19 protein-coding genes and 2 tRNA genes are annotated in these 20,653 nt (G+C 48.8%); 15 read left to right on the top strand and 6 right to left on the bottom strand.

All coding sequences use genetic code 11. The features are described from left to right. Positions 1-11: 11 nt before the first annotated feature. On the top strand, positions 12-1,721 hold the full coding sequence (locus tag B5M13_RS10255; protein ID WP_170061114.1) for an alpha-amylase family glycosyl hydrolase: 1,710 nt from the start codon (positions 12-14) through the stop codon (positions 1,719-1,721). A gap of 58 nt (positions 1,722-1,779) precedes the next feature. Beyond that, complete coding sequence (locus B5M13_RS10250; protein WP_080055586.1) at positions 1,780-2,667, top strand: N-acetylmuramoyl-L-alanine amidase-like domain-containing protein; 888 nt, start codon at positions 1,780-1,782, stop codon at positions 2,665-2,667. A gap of 14 nt (positions 2,668-2,681) precedes the next feature. Here the strand turns inward: B5M13_RS10250 and B5M13_RS10245 are convergent, their stop codons facing one another. Beyond that, complete coding sequence (locus tag B5M13_RS10245; RefSeq protein WP_080055585.1) at positions 2,682-3,272, bottom strand: hypothetical protein; 591 nt, start codon at positions 3,270-3,272, stop codon at positions 2,682-2,684. 828 nt (positions 3,273-4,100) lie between these two features. After that, positions 4,101-4,445 carry a carboxymuconolactone decarboxylase family protein gene (locus B5M13_RS10230; protein WP_080055582.1) on the bottom strand — a complete coding sequence of 115 codons (345 nt, stop codon included), beginning with the start codon at positions 4,443-4,445 and terminating at the stop codon, positions 4,101-4,103. A 234-nt stretch (positions 4,446-4,679) separates the two neighbouring features. On the opposite strand from B5M13_RS10230, the gene deoC reads away from it, so the two are divergent. From deoC to B5M13_RS10205, 5 genes are all read left to right on the top strand, one after another. After that, positions 4,680-5,447, top strand: coding sequence for a deoxyribose-phosphate aldolase (gene deoC, locus B5M13_RS10225; protein WP_080055581.1), 768 nt, complete (start codon positions 4,680-4,682; stop codon positions 5,445-5,447). A gap of 80 nt (positions 5,448-5,527) precedes the next feature. Next, positions 5,528-6,442 carry a sugar phosphate isomerase/epimerase family protein gene (locus tag B5M13_RS10220; protein ID WP_080055580.1) on the top strand — a complete coding sequence of 305 codons (915 nt, stop codon included), beginning with the start codon at positions 5,528-5,530 and terminating at the stop codon, positions 6,440-6,442. 105 nt (positions 6,443-6,547) lie between these two features. After that, positions 6,548-7,213, top strand: coding sequence for a Uma2 family endonuclease (locus B5M13_RS10215; protein ID WP_080055579.1), 666 nt, complete (start codon positions 6,548-6,550; stop codon positions 7,211-7,213). Next, a complete protein-coding gene (locus tag B5M13_RS10210; protein WP_080055578.1) occupies positions 7,197-7,781 on the top strand; it encodes a phosphatase PAP2 family protein in 585 nt (194 codons plus the stop codon). The genes B5M13_RS10215 and B5M13_RS10210 overlap by 17 nt, the downstream gene beginning before the upstream one ends. Positions 7,782-8,193: 412 nt before the next feature. After that, positions 8,194-8,847, top strand: a complete 654-nt coding sequence (locus tag B5M13_RS10205) for a ComEA family DNA-binding protein (RefSeq protein ID WP_245859918.1) — start codon at positions 8,194-8,196, stop codon at positions 8,845-8,847. Positions 8,848-9,119: 272 nt separating this feature from the next. On the opposite strand, the gene rlmD is transcribed toward B5M13_RS10205, so the two are convergent. Continuing rightward, positions 9,120-10,565, bottom strand: a complete 1,446-nt coding sequence (gene rlmD, locus B5M13_RS10200) for a 23S rRNA (uracil(1939)-C(5))-methyltransferase RlmD (RefSeq protein ID WP_080055577.1) — start codon at positions 10,563-10,565, stop codon at positions 9,120-9,122. Between the two features lie 69 nt (positions 10,566-10,634). Here rlmD and B5M13_RS10195 point away from each other — a divergent pair, with 69 nt between their 5' ends. Continuing rightward, positions 10,635-12,878 (top strand): T9SS type B sorting domain-containing protein, encoded by a 2,244-nt coding sequence (locus B5M13_RS10195; RefSeq protein WP_080055576.1) that lies wholly within the window; start codon positions 10,635-10,637, stop codon positions 12,876-12,878. 77 nt (positions 12,879-12,955) lie between these two features. Then, positions 12,956-13,765 carry an SDR family oxidoreductase gene (locus tag B5M13_RS10190; RefSeq protein ID WP_080055575.1) on the top strand — a complete coding sequence of 270 codons (810 nt, stop codon included), beginning with the start codon at positions 12,956-12,958 and terminating at the stop codon, positions 13,763-13,765. 64 nt (positions 13,766-13,829) lie between these two features. Here the strand turns inward: B5M13_RS10190 and B5M13_RS10185 are convergent, their stop codons facing one another. Further along, positions 13,830-14,573, bottom strand: a complete 744-nt coding sequence (locus B5M13_RS10185; protein WP_080055574.1) for a tetratricopeptide repeat protein — start codon at positions 14,571-14,573, stop codon at positions 13,830-13,832. Between the two features lie 56 nt (positions 14,574-14,629). Here B5M13_RS10185 and B5M13_RS10180 point away from each other — a divergent pair. Beyond that, a tRNA-Lys gene (locus B5M13_RS10180) sits at positions 14,630-14,702 on the top strand. An 87-nt stretch (positions 14,703-14,789) separates the two neighbouring features. On the opposite strand, the gene B5M13_RS10175 is transcribed toward B5M13_RS10180, so the two are convergent. Beyond that, positions 14,790-15,203, bottom strand: coding sequence for a DUF3127 domain-containing protein (locus B5M13_RS10175; protein WP_080055573.1), 414 nt, complete (start codon positions 15,201-15,203; stop codon positions 14,790-14,792). A gap of 152 nt (positions 15,204-15,355) precedes the next feature. Between B5M13_RS10175 and B5M13_RS10170 the strand changes: the two genes are divergently transcribed. The 5 genes from B5M13_RS10170 (at position 15,356) to B5M13_RS10150 (ending at position 19,512) form a co-directional block, all read left to right on the top strand. Then, positions 15,356-15,437: transfer RNA gene (locus B5M13_RS10170), tRNA-Leu, on the top strand. Positions 15,438-15,521: 84 nt separating this feature from the next. Then, positions 15,522-15,857: a hypothetical protein gene (locus B5M13_RS10165; protein ID WP_080055572.1), complete on the top strand. Its 336-nt coding sequence runs from the start codon at positions 15,522-15,524 to the stop codon at positions 15,855-15,857. A 401-nt stretch (positions 15,858-16,258) separates the two neighbouring features. Beyond that, positions 16,259-16,855: an SHOCT domain-containing protein gene (locus B5M13_RS10160; RefSeq protein ID WP_218919488.1), complete on the top strand. Its 597-nt coding sequence runs from the start codon at positions 16,259-16,261 to the stop codon at positions 16,853-16,855. Between the two features lie 184 nt (positions 16,856-17,039). Beyond that, positions 17,040-18,368, top strand: a complete 1,329-nt coding sequence (locus B5M13_RS10155) for a DEAD/DEAH box helicase (RefSeq protein ID WP_080055570.1) — start codon at positions 17,040-17,042, stop codon at positions 18,366-18,368. Beyond that, positions 18,334-19,512 (top strand): DEAD/DEAH box helicase, encoded by a 1,179-nt coding sequence (locus tag B5M13_RS10150; protein ID WP_080055569.1) that lies wholly within the window; start codon positions 18,334-18,336, stop codon positions 19,510-19,512. Before B5M13_RS10155 ends, B5M13_RS10150 begins: the two co-directional genes overlap by 35 nt. Before the next feature lie 86 nt (positions 19,513-19,598). Here B5M13_RS10150 and B5M13_RS10145 read toward each other — a convergent pair whose 3' ends face one another. Continuing rightward, entirely contained in the window at positions 19,599-20,528 is a 930-nt protein-coding gene (locus tag B5M13_RS10145) for a ketopantoate reductase family protein (protein WP_080055568.1), read from the bottom strand. Positions 20,529-20,653: the final 125 nt, after the last annotated feature.

Raw genomic sequence — 20,653 nt, 5'->3', positions numbered from 1 at the left:
ATTCCGACCGTATGTACACCGCATCTGCTGTTCCCGTAATGGACAAACTGATCATTTACCAGATTTTCACCCGCCTGTTTGGCAATCAGAATACAACCAACCACTGGAATGGAACGCTACAGGAAAACGGGGTAGGAAAATTCAACGACATCAATAATACGGCCCTTCAGGCCATCAAGCAATTTGGTGCGACGCATATCTGGTTTACGGGTGTTATCGAACACGCTACCCAGACCGACTATTCAGCCTATGGCATCCGGCCCGATGATCCAGTCGTAGTAAAAGGGCGGGCGGGTTCACCGTATGCGGTTAAAGACTACTACGATGTCGATCCTGACCTGGCCGTCAGTGTTCCCGACCGAATGGCTGAGTTCGACGCGCTCATTCAACGGACGCACGCCCATAATCTGAAAGCCATCATCGATTTCGTACCCAATCATGTTGCGCGGCAATACCAATCGGATGCCAAACCTGCGGGGGTGGTCGATCTGGGACAGAACGACGATACGACGGTCGGCTTCTCGCCCAGCAATAATTTCTATTATTTGCCCGGTCAGCCGTTCAAAGCCCCTGAAGGAGCTACGACTACCCTTCAGGAGTTTCCGGCCAAAGTAACGGGAAGCGGTTCAATAACGGCCAGCCCCGACATAAACGACTGGTACGAAACCGTCAAACTCAACTATGGCATCAACGTTTTTGATGGTAGCCGCCACGTCGACCCCATTCCAGCTACCTGGCACCAGATGCTTGACATTCTGCTGTTCTGGTCGGCGAAGGGTGTAGATGGTTTCCGGTGCGATATGGCGCATCTGGTGCCTGTAGAGTTCTGGCAGTGGGCCATCAGCCGGGTAAAACGACGCTACCCACACATGATCTTCATCGCCGAGATTTACGATCCGGGTCTCTATAGGCCGTTTATTTTCGTAGGTGGGTTCGATTATCTCTACGATAAAGTGGGGCTTTACGATTCGGTCCGTCGGCTCATGGAAGGGCATGGTTCCTGTTATGACCTTACACGGGTATGGCAGCAGGAATCCGGCGATTTTGCCCAGCATATGCTTCGGTTTCTGGAAACCCATGACGAGCAGCGTATAGCCTCCCGTTTTTTTGCCAACGATCCCTGGGCGGCCGTTCCGGCTATGACGCTAACGGCTACCATGCACACGGGGCCGGTACTTATCTATTTTGGCCAGGAGGTGGGTGTAAAGGCCGAAGGTTCCGAAGGGTTTAGCGGGGATGATGGCCGGACCACGATTTTCGATTATTGGGGCATGCCGCGTTGGCAGGGTTGGCTCAACGGTGGTAACTACGATGGCGGACGACTTACCGACGATCAGCGAAATTTGCGGGCGTTTTATCAGCAGTTGAATTACCTGGTCATGGGTTCCGACGCCATTCAAAATGGCTATTTCTATGATCTTCAATACGTGAACGACAATGGGCAAAGCCCAGGATACGATGCCCACCAGATTTACAGCTACCTGCGCTACACCGACCGACAGAAACTACTGATTGTCTGCAACTTCTCGGCATATAATACCTATGACACAACGATTCGGATTCCTCAGGCGGCTTTTGGCACAATGGGCTTGACCGCTATGAATACGTATCGGTTTGTGGATATTTTTCTGACCGACACCGAACTCGAAGTTGTCGGTTCGGCGGGTGTGCCGGTACGACTTCCACCACGGAGTGTGCGCGTACTGGAAATAAAATCGTAACTTTTAGGTACTTTTTAGGGTTTGCTTCGTCAAGACAGAGCAACCGACCCAGACCACCATGATGAAACTGTTTACAGCATTCTTTTTCTTACTTATACCATTTAGCACACAGGCTCAGGAAATTACACTCTCGTCGAATCAGCAATCGCTGACCATCGTTGGTGGAAAAACAACACCTGAAACGATCCTGTCGATTGGCAGGCAGTTTATTGGTTGTCCGTATGTACCGCATACGCTCGACACCAATCCCACCGAACAGTTGGTGGTAAACCTGCGCGAATTCGATTGTACAACCTATCTGGAAACCGTGCTGGCCCTCTCCCTGGCGTGGCAGGATGTAAGCGCTAAACCGAATCAGACTGCTTTTGAACAGACTTTCCGAACCTATCTGACCAAACTTCGATACCGGGATGGGCGAATTGATGGCTACGCCAGCCGACTACACTACTTCTCCGACTGGCTTCGTGATAATGAACGTAAAGGCCTGGTAACCGATGTCACTCGTGAACTTCCGGGCAGTATGTCCGTTGCGAAACCCGTTTCGTATATGACCAACGCAACGTATAAGTACCCTCGTTTAACAGACCCCGCTATTCTTAAGCAAGTAGCCCAAACGGAAGCGGCTATCAGTCAGCAAACCTTCTCCTTCATCCCCAAAAAAGCCATTAAGCAAGCCGAGGCTTCTATACATGAAGGTGACATCGTGATGCTGATGGCAGCCCGACCCGGTCTGGATATGAAACATGTAGGCATTGCGGTTCGGCAACCCAACGGGCAATTATACCTGATGCATGCTTCATCTGAGCAGGGTGCAGTGGTTATTACGCCCTATCCTTTGAGCGATTATGTACTCTGGCACCGGGGTCTGTCGGGCATTCGAATTGCCCGTCTCCGCTCCGAAAGTGTCGCTCCCTCGATTATGGCTCGCGGGAAACAGGCGGAATAATGATTTTATAGTAATCATCTGTGGCCAGCAATTACCTGATCGAACGCTTCCAGAAACGGATTTATAGCCGATAGATCGCAAGCTGAACAGAGTGCCGAAACGCGTTGATCGCTAATGACCAGTCGCAGGGAAGCGATGGTCTGACAGTTGCTATCATATCCCCTGGCCTGGATGAGCCGCGCCCGTACATCGCCATCCTGCCAGCTTTCTCCCTCTATTGTCAGGAGTTTATTAGTTTGTGTGCCGCACAGATTCAGGCGTTTCGCTGATGCATGAATCCCTTGACGGTAGTTTAGGCGAAACATCTTCTGTAACTCATCATCAACATCACAGGAAATCTGGAACAGTCTGCCATCATAAAACACCAGCGACAGGTTTTTGACCGACAATCCGTTTATATCCACCGACTGAGCCGTAAATAAACGTACCTGATCGCAGGTCAGAGCCAGCGTTCCCTTAACCAGTACCGGTTCGACCTCAGTAAAGCTACTTCGGTTTATTGAGTCGAGCGTAGTCACTCCAATTCCATACCGACCTAGCCCTGCTATATGAGAATCTTCGGGGGTATGGCATAAAATAGACAGGAGTAAAATAGGCCAGATCATCGTTTAGGTTGGAGATAGTGCAAGATACCCGCTTATTGATCACCAAGGCACTCTTGCTCTATTTCTATTTAGCGGTATGCCGCTCTATCTAGGATTTAGCTTCAGCCTCTTTCAATGAATCGCCTTCCTCATCTCTGGTCTGGACGAACTCCGTTTTAATTCCGTTGTCAAGATAACGTTCTCGGCTTTGTGATCCTATTGGACCTGCTCCATTAATACCTATACCACATAGAGCTATCACGATAAGACATACCAGGCCAATAAGCCGGAATAGCTTTTTAATCCGTTTCACGAACATGTACTAATAAGTTGATACTACCTGCCAGTAGTAGTGAGAAGAAAAGGAAAATGAGAAGCCACAGCAGGGCTTTGATAAGAGGTATCAGCCTCTAAGTGAGCCAGAAAAGGCTCTCCGTCACTGGCAGGAATTGTCTTAATTGGAAGCAAACAAGCAAAGCGCTTAATGTTGAAACCAGTAAAGCGGACTAGCTTTAATTGAATACTAACCAAGGCGTTACATACCATTAAAGCCGTAAATTGACTGGCTCTAATCGGGGTGTAAAATGTGCCTGAGCCTTGGCTTGCTCGGACTGGCGGGGCCTGCTTAACTGTTGGCTTAGTAACCAGTGCCAGCTCCCTTTTAGCACTTATTGGCAGGCCGTCATGACTAGTAATATCCCCCCCTAAACAAGCCAAAAGACTACATAGCAGCGCTATAATTAGTAGCCACTTTGTGAGCCAGCATCGGTTGTCTAAGTAGAGAGCTTTCATGCCATTAAATTACAGCCACTGCCAATATAATAAGCTAGTCATTAGAAGCACTGATTTCTAATCGGTTGGTGTGCTGGCCTCTTCAAAAATACGCATAGCCATCAAACCAGTACCCACAGCACCACCAGCACGCAGGGCAGCCGCAATAAAAACGGTTTCAGCAATTTCTTCCCGAGTAGCACCTGCCTGTACCGCGTTATTAATATGGGATTCAATGCAGTAAGCGCATTGTGTGGTGAGGGCTACGGCCACGGACATCAGTTCACGATACTTAATTGGTATAACACCATCTTTACGTTCAGCGGTATGTTTAAGGTTCAGGAATGCCGCAGCTTCTTTGGGAGCTGACTTGATAAGTGTATCGGTATAAGCCCGGTCTTTAGGTGTTTGATATTCGGTCATGGTCTAAATGCGTAAACTAAAGATACTGCTGTATAATCTGACTTGTTAAGAAGGCTTGATTTGACAAAATATAACCAAAGCCATACTCTTTAAGATTTACTATTTCCGTGTCGCAGCGGCAACTGCTAGTAAAACACTCGCTATTCGTATCAGAAACCGCCTGTTCAATCGCTCGTTTTCCCATTACTTTTCCAGCCAATCCCGTAACTTAGCCGACCATTTTCCGATACGGCTATGAACCCTACCCTAATCCGCGAGCTGGCTAAAATGATTGACCACTCGCTCCTCCACCCTACCCTGACCGATGCCGAACTCCGCGAGGGCTGCGAACTGGCACTCAACTACGATGTTGCTTCAGTTTGCATCAAACCTTATGCCGTACGCATGGCGGCCGAATTACTCGCTGGTTCTGATGTGCTGGTGGGTACAGTCATCGGCTTTCCACATGGCAATAGTGCTACCAGCATTAAAGTAGCCGAAACCGAACAGGCCTGCCAGGATGGGGCTGTGGAGATCGACATGGTCGTCAATATCGGTAAAGTGCTGGGCAAGGACTGGCAGTATGTAAGCGACGAAATCTGGGTTGTTCATAAAGCCTGTCAGGCACATGGCGCTATTCTGAAAGTCATTTTTGAGAACGATTACCTTCCCGACGACTCGTACAAAATCAAGCTCTGCGAAATCTGTACAGAAGTCGGCGCTGAATTTGTTAAAACATCAACCGGATACGGTTTTGTGAAGGGTGCCGATGGTAAGTACAGTTACGAAGGGGCTACCGAACACGATCTGCAACTCATGCTCGACCATGTTGGGCCCGATGTACGCGTCAAAGCAGCTGGTGGTGTTCGTACGCTCGATGGGCTGTTGAAAGTCAAAGAGATGGGGGTTTCCCGGCTGGGTGCTTCGGCCACAGCAGCCATTATGGAAGAAGCCTACCGTCGTTTTGGTGCCGTTTCGGCCGATACTCCAGTAGGGCCAATAAGTGAATCAAAAGGCTATTAGTAAAGCGGGTTTCCATCCGCTACTCGCGTTCATACTTGCGGGCTTCCCCGCTTTACTCCCTATAATCTGTAAACCCGTCTATGCTTCATCTTGGTTTTGTTTCGGCTATTATGGCCGATTATGATCTGAATAGTGTATTAAAATTTGCGTCGGAACATCAGTTTTCCTGCGTTGAGGTGATGTGCTGGCCTACTAGCAATGCCGATACACGCCGATATGCCGGGGTAACGCACATTGATGTCGACAACCTGGATATTGACCAGATTCGGGCGTTGACACGGCTCTATAAGGTTTCGATTTCGGGACTAGGTTATTATCCAAATCCACTTGACCCAAACCCCGAACAGGCTGAATATTACCGGGAACATATTAAAAAAATAATCCGGGCGGCTGCCAAACTAGGCATCCCAGTCGTAAATACATTCATTGGTCGAAACCCTTCGCTGAGCATCACCGAAAACCTGAAACTCTATGCTGACCACTGGCCTGCCATTGTGAAAGAGGCCGAAGCCTGTAACGTTAAAATCGGCATTGAAAACTGTCCCATGTGGTTCACAGACGACGAATGGCCGGGTGGTAAGAATTTGGCAACAACACCTGCCATCTGGGATCGTATGTTCGAGATTATTCCTTCGCGCGCGCTGGGGCTGAATTACGACCCCAGCCACCTGATCTGGCAAATGATGGACGAGATACGACCAATCTACGACTATAAAGATCGGTTGCACCACATTCACCTGAAAGATGTGAAGCTGTATCCCGACAAGTTGAATCGGGTGGGTATCATGGCCAATCCACTCGAATATCATTCACCTAAATTACCGGGTCTGGGCGATGTACGCTGGCGTCATTTCTTTGCCGCACTCACCGACGTTCGCTACCGGGGCCCAGTCTGTATTGAAGTCGAAGACAAAGCCTTTGAAGGCAGTCCCGAAGATGTCAAAACCGCCATCCTGACCGCCCGGAATTATTTGAAGCAATTTTTGGTGCTATAGCCTATCGTTGCCCCTGTTTACAGTAGGCTAACGCATCAACGAATTTTGCATGAGCCTACTGTAAACTACAAACCTAAAATCGTATTTTTATTAAAAACTACGCATATGGTTGCCACGGCCTCACTTGTAACGCAAATTACCGAGCGACTCAAACAGGAGCCAGAAGTTTTCATTTCGGCCACACTGGATGAGTATTGGGCCTTGCTGGATGAGTTGCGCGACGAATCGTTTCCTCTTGATTATGAGATCGAATACATTAACGGACAGATCAGAGCACGAATCGGCATGGCCAGTGACAGACACGAAACGATTGTAGCCAACATTATCAGCGTATTACGAACAATTTATTACGAAAAGCCCGATATACGGGTGATGGGTAGCAATAAACTGGTTTTTGTTTCAGCCTGTGAATTGGCTGTAAAACCCGATGTTCTGGTCATGAAAGGCGAAAGTCAGCTTATTCTTCGGGAAGGGCAGGAAGCAGGCATCACCAACCCCTATCTGCTGGTCGAAGTACATTCCGATTCAACCTACCGCCAGGATTTATCGACCAAGTTACGTTGTTATAAGCAGCTCGAATCGGTGCAGCATATTGTCTACATCGATCAGGCAGTACATTTCGTGTCGGTGTATACCAAACAACAGGATAGTCGTCACTGGCTTAACGAGGATTATGATTCCCTTGATATGGCTATCCAACTTGGCGATTTCACCATTCCGATGCAGGATATTTACCACAAAGTGGCCATTGACAGTGCTCCAAACGCTTAATCAACTCGATACCGATCTTTTTCTGTGGCTCAACGGCCATTATACTTCCTGGCTCGATCCGATCATGATTTGGGTAACGGAGCGAAATAGCTGGTTTCCACTGTATGCCCTCCTGATTGGCTGGCTCATTTACCGCTACCGAAAACAGGCCATTGGCTTATTATTTACGCTCATTGCCGCCGTTGCAATTAGTGACCAGACGGCTTCGTCGGTCCTGAAACCGCTTACGCATCGGTTACGACCCTGCCATGTCGTTACGCTCCAGAAACTGATTCACCCCGTTATGGAATGCGGAGGTCCCTATGGCTTTGCGTCATCCCATGCCGCTAATACGTTCGCACTGGCCACCTGTCTCTGGCTATTGTTTGGAAAACGCTATCCCTGGCTAATTTTAGGCTATGTTTGGGCTATCGTTGTGTCGTACAGCCGGATTTATGTGGCTGCTCATTACCCGCTGGATGTATTGACAGGCGCTGGTATTGGCGTACTGGCGGCATGGCTCTGTGTGTATATATATCGTAGATGGCAAGCCCACGATTCTAGACATAACAAGCGTTTAGTCAACTAAAAACTACCAAAAGTTGTGCAGTATAACAATACGATTTAGTTTGCGGCAGTTACATACCACCGCAACAAATTGTATTCATGCTGAACCGTTTTCAAGCACTTATCCGCGACTATTTTGGCCTATCACATAAAGAAGCCCGAGGGTTTCTTGTTCTGCTTATCCTATCTGCCCTGCTTCTCCTGATTCCATTCGCATATCGTTTTTTTGCGGATCGGAAGCCTATAGATTCATCACCAGCCGATCAACGAAAGCTGGACAGTCTGGTGGCAATCATGCAGGCGGAAGAAGCGAAGCAACCCCGGTACGGCAGTCGTTCCGAAAAAGAAAAACCACTAGTGAATACTTCAGTGAACCCAAACTATTTCCCTTCGATCCAAATTCAGCGACCGTTGCTCAGTGGCAGCAGCTCGGTTTGCCCCGCTGGCTGGCCGAACGAATCGAGAAATTTCGGAGCAAAGGTGGGCAGTTTCGAAAGAAAGAAGATTTGCTGCGTATTTACGACTTTCCGCCGGAGCTTTACGATCAACTTGAGCCATATATTACCCTGAAAGAAGCTCCTCCCAATCAGCCGTTTGGCTCTAAGCCCTATTCTGCAGAAACACCCACGTCTACTGAGCGTCCCGCTTTGTCAAACCGATCTGCACCCACCGAACGGCCTGTCAAACCCGTACTGCAACCTTTTGATATTAACATGGCTGATACCTCGCAGTTGATAGCCCTGAAAGGCATTGGTGGCACACTAGCTGGTCGTATTATCAAATTTCGGGATGCACTCGGCGGGTTCGTTTCAACCGAACAATACCGTGACATTTACGGGCTCGACTCGCTGGCGCTAGAGGAGTTGCAGAAATTCGGTAAAATCCAGTCGGGCGTCCGTAAGATTCCCATCAATACAGCTACTGCCGACGAATTGGACCGTCACCCGTTTTTATCCCGTCGCCAAGCTCAGATTATTGTCAACTACCGCGAACAGCACGGTGCCTATACGTCTGCCGAATCGTTAAAACCCATTCGCGTTCTGGACGCCAAAACCATCGAAAAATTAGCACCCTATCTGGAATTTTAACGTAATGAATAATGAGGAATAGCCAGGCTTTGCATTGTAAGCAATCTCGCAGGATTAAATTGAATGAAATTTTGTGTGATTGCTTAAGTAGATTAGTGCAAATACATTAGGTTATTCCTGTCATCCCGAGGAACGAGGGATCTTCGGAGACTAGATAAAAGAGAATCTCCGAAGATCCCTCGTTCCTCGGGATGACAGAAACGTTCTTGTAGCATACTCTAAACTATTTTCGTTTGAGTAATTACATTATTCATTGTGCATTATACATTCGTTTACCGCTTCACCAAAAGCGCTATATTTTCGACGTGGTGTGTATGCGGAAACATATCCACGGGCTGCACATTGGCCACACGGTATCCCTCGTCCAGAATACCCAAGTCGCGGGCCTGCGTAGCGGTGTTACAGCTTACATACACAATCCGTTCGGGGGACGCTTTCAGCAATTGCCGCGTCACGGCCTCATCCATACCCGCACGAGGGGGATCAGTGATAACTACTTCCGGCCGACCATGCTGATCGAAAAAGCCATCTGTCAGAATATCCCGCATGTCGCCAGCAACAAATGTAGTGTTGGTAATACCATTGACCTGGGCGTTAATCCGCGCATCGGCTACCGAAGCCTCGACATATTCCACCCCAACAACCTGCTTCGCCCGACGGGCTACAAACAAGGCAATGGTGCCTGTTCCGGTATAGAGATCATACACACGCTCGCGCCCGGTAAGACCCGCCCATTCACGCGTGATCTTATACAAATTATGCGCTTGCTGGGCGTTGGTCTGGTAAAACGATTTGGGACCAATCCGAAACGTCAACGGTGGTCCGTCGGCTTCATCCATTTGCTCCTCAATGTAGGGTTTGCCCGCCCAGTTGATGACCTCCTGATCCTGATAGCTGTCGTTTTTCTTCGTGTTCAGGATATAATTCAACGACGTAATCTGAGGAAACGTTGTCTGAAGATAAGTGAGTAACTCATTGAGTATCTCAGGATTATCCTGAGCGACCTGCAACGTTACCATGACCTGCTGCGTAGTGGCAGCAGTACGGATGATCAATGTTCGCAGAAAACCCGTATGAGCTTTCAGGTTATACAACGTCAGGCCATGTGCAAAAACGTAGTCATTCACTGCCTGCCGAATCGCATTGGACGGATCAGGCTGCAGGTAACAATGATGAATCGGAAGCACTTTATCGAACCGACCCGGAACATGAAAGCCCACTGCACGCTGATCAATCAATTGATCAGTATTGACCTCACGCGTGGTCAGCCAACGCCCTTCAGCACAGGTGAACTCCAGTTTGTTTCGGTAGTATTGAGTGGGATGAGCAGGCAGGATAGGCCGTATTTCGGGCAGGGTTACTTTCCCGATGCGAGTCAGATGATCGACCACCTGCTGGTGTTTAAAGCCCAGTTGCTCGCTGTATTGAATATGCTGCCACTTGCAGCCGCCACAGGTACCAAAATGCTCACAAAACGGCTCGGCACGTACCGGCGACCATTCATGAATGTGTTCGGCTACCGCTTCACGATACTGTTTTTTTCGATTTGTAATGCGCAGATCGACCAGATCACCCGGAGCCACACCAGGGCCGCCCGTTGGATTATCCACGAAAATTACGCCCTCATCGGTACGTACAATACACTTCCCTTCGGCAGCCACCGCATCGATTCGGACGCTTGCCAACCGTTCGGGTGTTTTATGAATCCTTCTACGCATAAGTCCTAAAAAGTCGCTAATTTAAGCATCCATTTTCGGACGCTCTCCATTCCGAACAATTTCTACCCTATGCTCAACTTGTACCGTCTGGTAAAACTACCTTTTCTGCTAACCTCTTTACTACTGGTTATCAGCCATTTTAGCTCGGCAACGCACATCGTCGGAGGAGAACTTGAACTAAGGTATATGGGCACTCAGTCGGCTTATACCCATCGGGTCAACCTGAATCTGTATTTCGACCTGGTTAATGGCAGTCAAGGAGCCCGCGATAGCTACATACGTGTTGGAGTTTTTTCCAAGCGGACCAACCAGCTTATGGGCGATATTGCCCTTTTCTACGTCAGTGAGCAGCCCGTTGTATATACCAGACCGGCCTGTGCGACTTCCAGCCTGAGTACGTTATTGATCAAATACAGTAACGACGTAACGTTCGACCCCAATATCTTCAACGATCCGGGCGGCTATTACATTTCCTGGGATCGTTGTTGCCGAAATGGAGTCATCAATAATATTGTCAATCCCGGCGGGGCAGGCTCGACCTTTTACCTGGAATTCCCAGCTTTATCGACCAAAAACTCGTCACCAAATTTTACAATTCCTAAAGGCGATTATGCCTGTATTGGGCAACCCTTCACACTTGATTTCAGCGCCAAAGATACCGATGGTGATAGTCTGAGCTATACGCTGGTTACCCCTTACAATGGATTCAGCACGGCAGCAGTGCCCATTCCCAGTAATCCCAGCAATCCCTTTGATCAACCCGTCTTTTACTCAGGCCCGTATCCGACTATTCAATGGAATACTGGCATCTCTGTTGCGAATGAAATTCCGGGTTCGGTGCCCCTTCGCGTCAATGCCCGTACCGGTTTACTGAGCGTCACGCCCGACCGGGCAGGCTTATTCGTATTTTCAGTCGAAGTAGCCGAATTTCGGGCGGGTAAACGGATCGGGGTAGTTCGGCGTGATTTTCAGGTGCTGGTGATCGACTGTCCCCGCAACAACGCTCCCCAACTCCTTTTCAGGCCCGACGGTCAGAAAACCTTTTATAAAGAAGGAACCGTACTCAACATTGCCGAAAAGGATACGAACTGTTTAAGTCTGTATGTTACCGACATTGACCCGAACCAGCACATTACCATTATCAATATGAGTGGGTCACTGCCTGGCCTGACCATTGCCCCCGGTGATTTATTTACCCGGAGCAGCAAGGATACGCTCCAGGCGAAATTCTGCTTTGGTCGATGCGTTGGTGCCGATGGCAAACCTGTTACGCTCATGATTCGAGCTACCGACGATGGTTGTCCGCAAGGGCTTAGCGATACCATCAGCATCCAGCTATCAATAACTCCATCCCTAAACCATAAGCCTACAGCCAGTACCAACCTGCTGAACAATCTGGCCAAAATCAATGTAGGAACCTCGCTGACATTCACAGCTTTCGGCAATGATATTGACAACGACAATATTACCATTCAGGCCGTTGGTCGGGGATTTGCGCTGACTCAGGCAGGCATGACGTTCGGCTCAGCTTCGGGAGTAGGAAAGGTCTCCCAGCTCTTTACCTGGAAACCAACCTGTACGCAGGCAACCCAATCCAACTACATAGTCGATTTCATTGTGACCGACACCCGCTGTAATCAGAACCTGCGCGATACGGTTTCGGTCAATTTGTCGGCAGTAGGCAAACCCAGTCAGCCTCCCAGTATCCAGACCACACTCCCCCAGCCCGTGGTTGAACTCACTGTAAGTCCAAACGATTCGACAGGCCACACGGCTTTCGATGTGTTGGGTAACGACCCCGATCGGGATACGCTTCAACTCAGCGGTGTAGGGCGTGGTTTCAACGTGAAAGAGATCGGTATGAACTTCACAAATAAGTCAGGTTTACCTACGCTTCAGTCGGCTTTTGACTGGAAACCCACCTGCGAACTGATGGCAGGAAAGGCCGAAGCAACGTTTGTGGTGGATTTTGTGGTCGATGATCGATCCTGCCAGCCCAATCATACCGCTACTACGACCGTCACCTTCCATGTTACCAACCCGACATTCGCAGCCGACATCAAAGTGCCGAATGTATTTACCCCCAATGGTGACGGAATTAACGACTATTTTGCCGTTAAAGACCTACCCGAAAACTCCTGTAGTGAACAGTTCAGACGTATTGACATCACTAACCGCTGGGGCGCTACCATATTTTCATCGACCGACCCTAAATTCCGATGGTACGGCACGAACTCCCCTACCGGCACCTATTACTACTTACTTCTTACCACCCAACGAACCCTAAAAGGAACTATTACCCTGCTTCGCTAAGCTCAGTTGGCTGCCAATAAGTCGATTCAATTCATCCCTGCCGACTATCGACGAATTGCTCTATCTTTGCTGCCTCTATGAAAAACAAAGTTGTATTGATTACCGGTGCTTCGTCGGGTATCGGTCGGGCGCTCTCTTTCGCGTTTGGGCAGGAAGGAGCCCATATAGTCATCTGCGGACGCAAAGCCGACGCCCTACAGGCCGTAACCAGTGAACTCAAGCAGGCCGATATTGATGTACTTTCCATAACAGCTGATGTCAGTGTGGAAGCCGATGTCAAACGGCTCATCGAACAGACTATCGCTCAATACGGCCGCTTGGATGTTCTGATCAATAACGCGGGGATTTCCATGCGTTCCATGCTGATTGATACCGACCCGTCGGTTATTCAGAAAGTGATGGACATCAACTTCATGGGAACCGTCTACGCTACTCGATACGCCCTGCCCTACCTTATCGAATCCAAAGGCTCCATCGTCGGTATCTCCTCAATAGCCGGGTATCGTGGACTTCCTGTACGGTCAGGCTATTCGGCCTCCAAGTTTGCGATGAACGGGTTTCTGGAAGCTGTTCGCACCGAACTATTGCATACGGGCGTTCACGTATTGACGGCCTGCCCTGGATTTACAGCCTCAAATATTCGTTACTCCGCTCTGGATGCCCAGGGTAATGCCAAAGGTGAAACCATGCGCGACGAAAGCAATATGATGAGCGCCGAAGAATGCGCTGATCATATTCTAAAAGCCGTGAAATCCCGTAAGCGTGAACTTATTCTAACCACCCAGGGGAAGCTGACCGTATTCATCAATAAGTGGCTTCCCAACCTCGCCGACAAACTCGTCTACAACACGCTGGCCAAAGAAAAAGATTCGCCACTTAAGAAATGAGTGAATGAGTGAATGAGCGAAAGAGCGAAATGCTGACGCAAACCATTCTTCACTCTTTCATTCATTATATGATCCAAACGTTGTCACGTCGGATGAAGTAGAGTTCATTATGCCAGAGGATACGCAGGTAGATATCTTTTTTGCCCAGGATATTGAGCTTGTGTCCACGACCAATCACCTCCACTACGGGTGCGGCCGCAGAAGGGTCGGTGCGAAGCAGCACCCGATCATGGCTGGTAATACCCGACTGAACCCCTTCAGGCAAATTGGTAAAGATGAGTAACAGGAACAGATACAGAAAGACAATCCACTTCTGGCGGGTTGGGATCTCTTCTTTGCGGATCACCTTCAGGATAAGAACACTAAAGACATAGCCTGCCGGAATCAGCAAAAAGAGGAGAAAATAAATTCCGTATTTTCGATAAAACAGGTAGAAATAATTCAGGTCATCGGTCTCATAGCCGCTGAGATTATTGGCTCGGGCAATTTCATTCATTCGGCGCAGAACAGCATCGTCCGGGTGTCGATCAAAATAAACATCCAGATAATACAGCAATCGGGGAATGTCATTTTGCTGTTCATAAATGCTGGCAAGTTTTAACAATATTGGGTCAGTGGCGGTATGCCCTTCGGCCAACGCCATCTCAAATAAATAGGCAGCATGCGCATAATTTCCCCTGGCAAACAGCGAATCTGCTCGATGAAGAGAATCCGTTAAGGCCGTCTGTGCCAGCGCAGTAACTGACAGCAAACAAAAAAATAGGCTTATTTTAAGACGAATAGCTTGCAATGAACGAAATAAGGCCATAATTTTGCACCGCGATTAGGAACAAAGGCGCTCTCAAAAGCGAAATCTGTTCAACTGATTCGGTAGCTCAGCTGGTAGAGCAATACACTTTTAATGTATGGGTCCTGGGTTCGAATCCCAGCCGAATCACACCAGGTAGCTTAAACGAAGAAGGGTAAGAACAAGAGAAAACGGTACATCCATTCTCCTGTTCTTACCCTTCTTCGTTTGATGTCGTTAAAATGGAAGGTCGTTGCTTTCTTCATCAAAGGCTGCGTTGAACGACATAGCCGACGATTGAGCCGGCTGTGCTGAACGAGCTTGTGGTTGCTGCATCGTAGCAGGTTTTGCAGGTGCAGCCGGCGCACTATCGCCATCGGTCAGTTCGATTCGGAACGCACGCAGTTCCGTATACCAGCGATCGTTGTACTCGCGAGACTCGGCGCTAAAGGTGGCTTTCAGTGTATCGCCTTCGGCAAACTGCTTCAGGTCATTCGCTTTTTCACCCCAGGCGGTCATACATACTTTCTTAGGATATTGACTATCCAGTGTTTCAATAACAAACTCCTGTTTATTCCAGGCTCCATTCCGACCCTGACCCGTAACTTCGGGTAATACTTTTACAAGCTTTCCGACTAATTCAAGTGCCATGCTATATGGGCTTTAATCTGTTAATTTAGAAAGATAAAAGTACGAAATTTTCGTCGGTTTTTCCCCTGCCGCAAGGAAAAAAGCAAAAGATTTCCGGGCGTCTTTTGCAGAAAAACCTTAAAACGCTATATTTGCACCTCGATAACCGAATCGGCCACGTGGTGAAACTGGTAGACACGCCATCTTGAGGGGGTGGTGCTTCACGGCATGGGAGTTCGAGTCTCCCCGTGGTCACTTCAAAAAACGCTCAAATCAGCTTGATTTGGGCGTTTTTTGTTGTAGCGGGAGTTCTAATGGCAAAAAAAACGGCAGAAACTATTGCTTATCAAACAGGGTTTAGTACATCCTAAAAAACCGAAGAATTATCCCTATAAAGAACCCTTTTTATCGAAACCAATCGACAATAATTTAACAAAACAATGGGTTGTCGATTACAGCATCTGGTCGGAGCAAAGAGAGAAGCTGGTACGCAAACGAGTCGTCATAAAAGGAGCTACAATTGCAGCTCGATTAAAAGACGCAGAAGCGGTAATTTCCCTCCTATTATCTGAACTAAAAGCGGGTTCCTATATCGAACCATTAGAACAGCCCGAACCTTCTACAGCTAAGGTAGATTTGAAGCAGGAAATCGGCTGTAAAGAAGCAATCGACTAGTAGTATGGCTGAATAAAAGCCAGCGTCGGGAAAGGCGACCGAAGCAGAAGGCTGAACATTGGTGGCAAATCCGGCGGAGCCGATTCGTGTAACATTCATTAGAAGCGATGGTCGATAAGTTGGCCGTTATCAGATTGAAAAAGCGCATGTCTGAAGACTCTGAAGGCCCGATATTCAGTGATGACTTGAGAAATGTACATGCCAATTACTGCCGTTTGATGGGGCAATGGTCGACTTGGGGAAGAGAAGAGGGGGGTAGGGCAGACTTCTGAATGGATTGTCACCCACAAAACCACTAACTGAGTTTAACGGCAATCAGTATGGTTTATTTATATTTACGCACACTCAATCATACATACATCAATTTTACTATTTTTCACACATTTACAACTCAATCTGGAGTGAAGGTAATTCTAAAAGGTATAGCGGCAGGCCTGTTTGTCACCGCACTTGTTAACCCATTGGTTGGGTTTTCGCAAACCGGTCCAGTAACGGCCGATGAAATAAAGAATGAACGAGTCAGCGACAATCGCTTACAAAGTGGCTATCAAACCTCGGTGGCGGGTTGGGTCGTTAAGCTGGGCGATACACTGACGTTTGGTAGAGGCACCATGCCCACTAAAGCATTTGCCTTCATTTACGATAATGCTGGTGGCGTGGGTGGCAAATATGTCAATGGTCAATTGGTGCGTACCCACCTAACATCCGATTACGCCGGTAAACGAGGCATTGTTAAAGAGCTGGTGCAGAGCGGTACGCGCAAACAGGGGTTCAGCATGGGAGTCGTCGTTGGGGTGGGCACCCTGACACGTTACTACATTGAACTGGAAAACGCCATTGCCGAAGGTGAAATCGCTTCATCGGCTGGTGCCAGACCTAAATCAGCCGGTTCAGTCAGTGTGGCCGATGAATTACTCAAGCTAAAACAACTGCTTGACGCTGGCGCGCTCACGCAGAAAGAGTTTGATGACCAGAAGAAAAAACTATTGAATCAATAGGGGGCGATGCCATTCGGGCTTCTCAGCAAACAGCTTCTGCAACTCATTCAGACTGTTTTTATACTAGCCTGCTCTACGTACCCGGCCTTCGTTGGGCCGGGTATTTTATCGCTTTTCAGGACAGCCTTTAAACCTAATTAGTCAATTAGCCCTACCTTCGTTGATTAGTAGATGCAAAAAGACTATGACGTTTGATGAACTGAATCTGAACAAACCGCTCCTGAATGCGCTGAACGATCTCGGATACACGACACCGACAACCATCCAGCAAAACGTGTTTTCGGTCGTTATGTCGGGAAGGGATGTTTGCGGACTGGCCCAGACCGGAACGGGCAAAACGCTGGCGTATTTGCTGCCTTGTCTGCGTCAGCTTCAGTTCTCGAAGGAAAAACTTCCTCAACTGATCGTTCTGGTACCTACACGCGAATTGGTCGTGCAGGTGCTGGAAACCGTAACGCAATTGACAACCTACCTGAATCTGGTAGCTGTAGGTGTTTACGGCGGTGTTAATATGAAGCCCCAAATCGCTCAGGTTCAGCAGGGTTTGGATGTATTGGTGGCTACCCCCGGCCGTCTGGTCGATTTACTATCGAATGGTATTTTAAAGACCAAGGCAGTAAAAAAACTAGTTATCGATGAGGTCGATGAAATGCTGGACCTTGGATTTCGGACGCAACTAAAAACCATTCTCGACCTGCTACCACCAAAACGCCAGAATCTGCTGTTTTCGGCTACTCTTACACCCGATGTCGAGCAACTGATTAATACGTTCTTCAATAACCCCGTTCGGGTAGAAGCGGCACCGATGGGTACACCCCTCGAAAACATTGTCCAGACGGCGTATGCCGTTCCCAACTTCTACACCAAAGTAAATTTGCTAAAGTTGTTGCTGCATCAGGATGCGAATATGACTAAGGTGCTTGTCTTTGCGGCTACCCGACAGTTAGCTGATCAACTGGAGGAAGAACTTGCCCCCACATTTCCAGCGCAGATTGGCATTATTCACGCTGGTAAAGCGCAAAATCATCGATTCGAAGCCGTTGAGAAATTTAAGTCGGGCAGTACACGGGTGCTAATCGCTACCGATATTGTTGCCCGGGGTATCGACGTTACCCAGGTTTCGCACGTAGTCAATTTCGACATGCCTGACGTACCGGAAGTCTATATCCATCGGATTGGCCGAACGGGTCGGGCCGATCAGCAAGGCATTGCCATAACCTTCCTGGCACCTACTGACGACGAACGACGGGAAGCCGTTGAAGCCTTGATGAACTATACCATTCCGGTACTCCCTTCTCCCGATGATCTGGTTATTTCCGATGAGCTGACAGACGCTGAACGGCCTAAAGTACACATGAGAGCCGTTGAGGTAAAAGTCCCTAAACGTGAGGATGTGGGCCCTGCTTTCCACGAAAAACTAGCCAAGAATAAAAAAGTAAATGTCCGGCGCGATTATGCGGCCGAAAAACGAGAAAAATATGGTCGACCCATTAAGCGAAGCGGAAAAAAGTAAGGTCACCTTTGCCTCACTTGGGCTATCGGAACCCCTGCTGAAAGCCGTGGAGGAGCATCAGTACACACGCCCCTACCCCATTCAGCGGGATGCTATTCCGCCCATTCTGCGTGGAAAGGATATTCTGGGCATCGCTAAAACAGGGTCGGGTAAAACGGCCAGTTTTGTTCTGCCAATTCTGGAGTTATTTCACCGAACAAAAACCGTTGGTAGTCGCTATGCCAGCGTGCTCGTGCTGGTACCAACCCGCGAACTAGCGAGTCAGGTAGCTGATGTATTTCAACAACTGGGCGCGCATCTGTTCCCGAAAGTAAAAACGGTAGCCGTATATGGTGGCGTATCCATTAATCCGCAGATGCAGGCCGTACATGGAGCCGATATTATTGTGGCTACACCAGGCCGGTTGCTGGATTTGCTCGACCAGAATGCCCTGCGCCTATCAGACGTTGAGATCCTGGTTCTCGATGAAGCCGATAAGATGCTTGCCCTGGGCTTTGCCGATGAAATGAACCAACTGTTTGATCGGTTGCCCAAAAACCGACAGACGATTCTGTTCTCCGCAACACTGGGTGATGCCATTGACGAGATCAATCAAAGCCTTCTGCGCACACCCGTAAAAATTGAAGTGGTCGAAGAAGCCACCAACCTCGAACTAATCGAGCAGGTTGCCTACAAAGTTGACCCAACCCGCAAAGGCCCGTTGCTGCGCTATTTGATCAAAACCGAACAGATGCAACAGGTGCTGGTCTTTGCTTCGTCGACCCGAACGGCCGACAATCTGGTCGTTAAATTGGCAAAAAATGGCATTCAGGCGGCTGCTATCCACGGCCAGAAAGGGCAGCAGGTCCGTACCGATGTACTCCACAAATTCAAGGCTGGTAAGTTGCAGGTGATGGTAGCCACAGATCTGTTGGCACGTGGCATCGATATTCAACTACTACCGTACGTAATCAACTTCGATCTGCCACGGTCGCCCAAAGATTATGTTCACCGCATTGGCCGGACAGGTCGCGCCGAAGCAACCGGAAAAGCCATTTCGCTCATCACACCCGACGACGAGCACCATTTTAAAATCATTCAGAAGAAGATGGGAAAACGGGTAGAGCAAATTGACACCACCGACCTGGATTTACAGGGCTACTGATCGTTATGTTCATTGTCTGGCCCAAGCAGGCATCAGGGAAAATACGGATTGATTGTCTGAATCATACTTACAGCTCCGATCGTTGGCTAGAGTGTAAGGCTCTTTTCAGCTTTCAACCGAGTCAGCTCACCCAGAAGCCGGGTTTTATTCGCCAGAGCAGGCTGGCCCAGCCGATCGGCCAGACGAGCTACGGCCAGGTTCAATGAATCAATTTCGGTTTCGCGACCCTGGTTAATATCGACCAGGGTCGAAATCAGTTGTCCTTCCGATCGTTGACTGATTTGCAACAGCCGTTGCTCTACTTCCGCCCGATTCAGCACGACACCTACTTTTTTTGCCACGGCCAGGCACTCATCGATAACCTCACGCGCCAGAGTCAATGCCGATGCATTCCGATGAAAAATTCCGTTATCGACGTCAAGCAGTGGACAAATAGCATTGAAAACACAATTGGTAATGACTTTCTCCCAGATAGCCTGCTGGATGTCAGCTTCTGTACGAAATGGAAACTGGGTGGTCGAAAGATTCTTCACCAGCTCTGCCAGCTCCGATTCAAGACCTCGAACGATACCAATGGGAGAAGCAGCTACGGGCTTGTAGCGAACCACATAGGGAGCCTGCACCTGGCTGGTTGCCAGTAACACGCACCGATAGAGTCGGGGAAAACCAGCCTCTAAAAACGGTTCTTCGACATCCAACCCATTTTGAAGCAAAACAAGGGGGGACTGGCCCATTTTTCCGGTCAGTCGCTGGGCCAGCCCCCGGTTACCGAACGATTTACTGGTCAGCAACACAGGTCCATTCAACGTCTTTATTTCTTCCAGAGAACGAACAGGTACTGTGGCCGATAGGCTAATGCTGTCAATGCAGTCAACTGTAATGCTTGCTTCGTCCGTTTCTGCCGGGCTCCCTTGCCGACCGCGTATCAGCGTGACGTTTTTACCAGCCTGCTTCAGCAACACGGCTAAGGTCATACCAATGGCGCCAGCGCCAATAATGTAGATGGGGTTGTTCATGAGGGATGAGTAGAAGACGGTTTAATAGCCACAAAACGTAGACGTTTATAATCAGCGAACCAGTGCCCATTGCCATAATTGGTCGATCGAAGCTGGTCGTTTACGGTCGATAAAACGCGTTGTCG

This window comes from Spirosoma aerolatum (genome assembly GCF_002056795.1).
Taxonomy (GTDB): Bacteria; Bacteroidota; Bacteroidia; order Cytophagales; family Spirosomataceae; genus Spirosoma; species Spirosoma aerolatum.
Note: the sequence above shows the minus strand (reverse complement) of the source record. Positions and strands in the feature narration are given on the sequence as shown.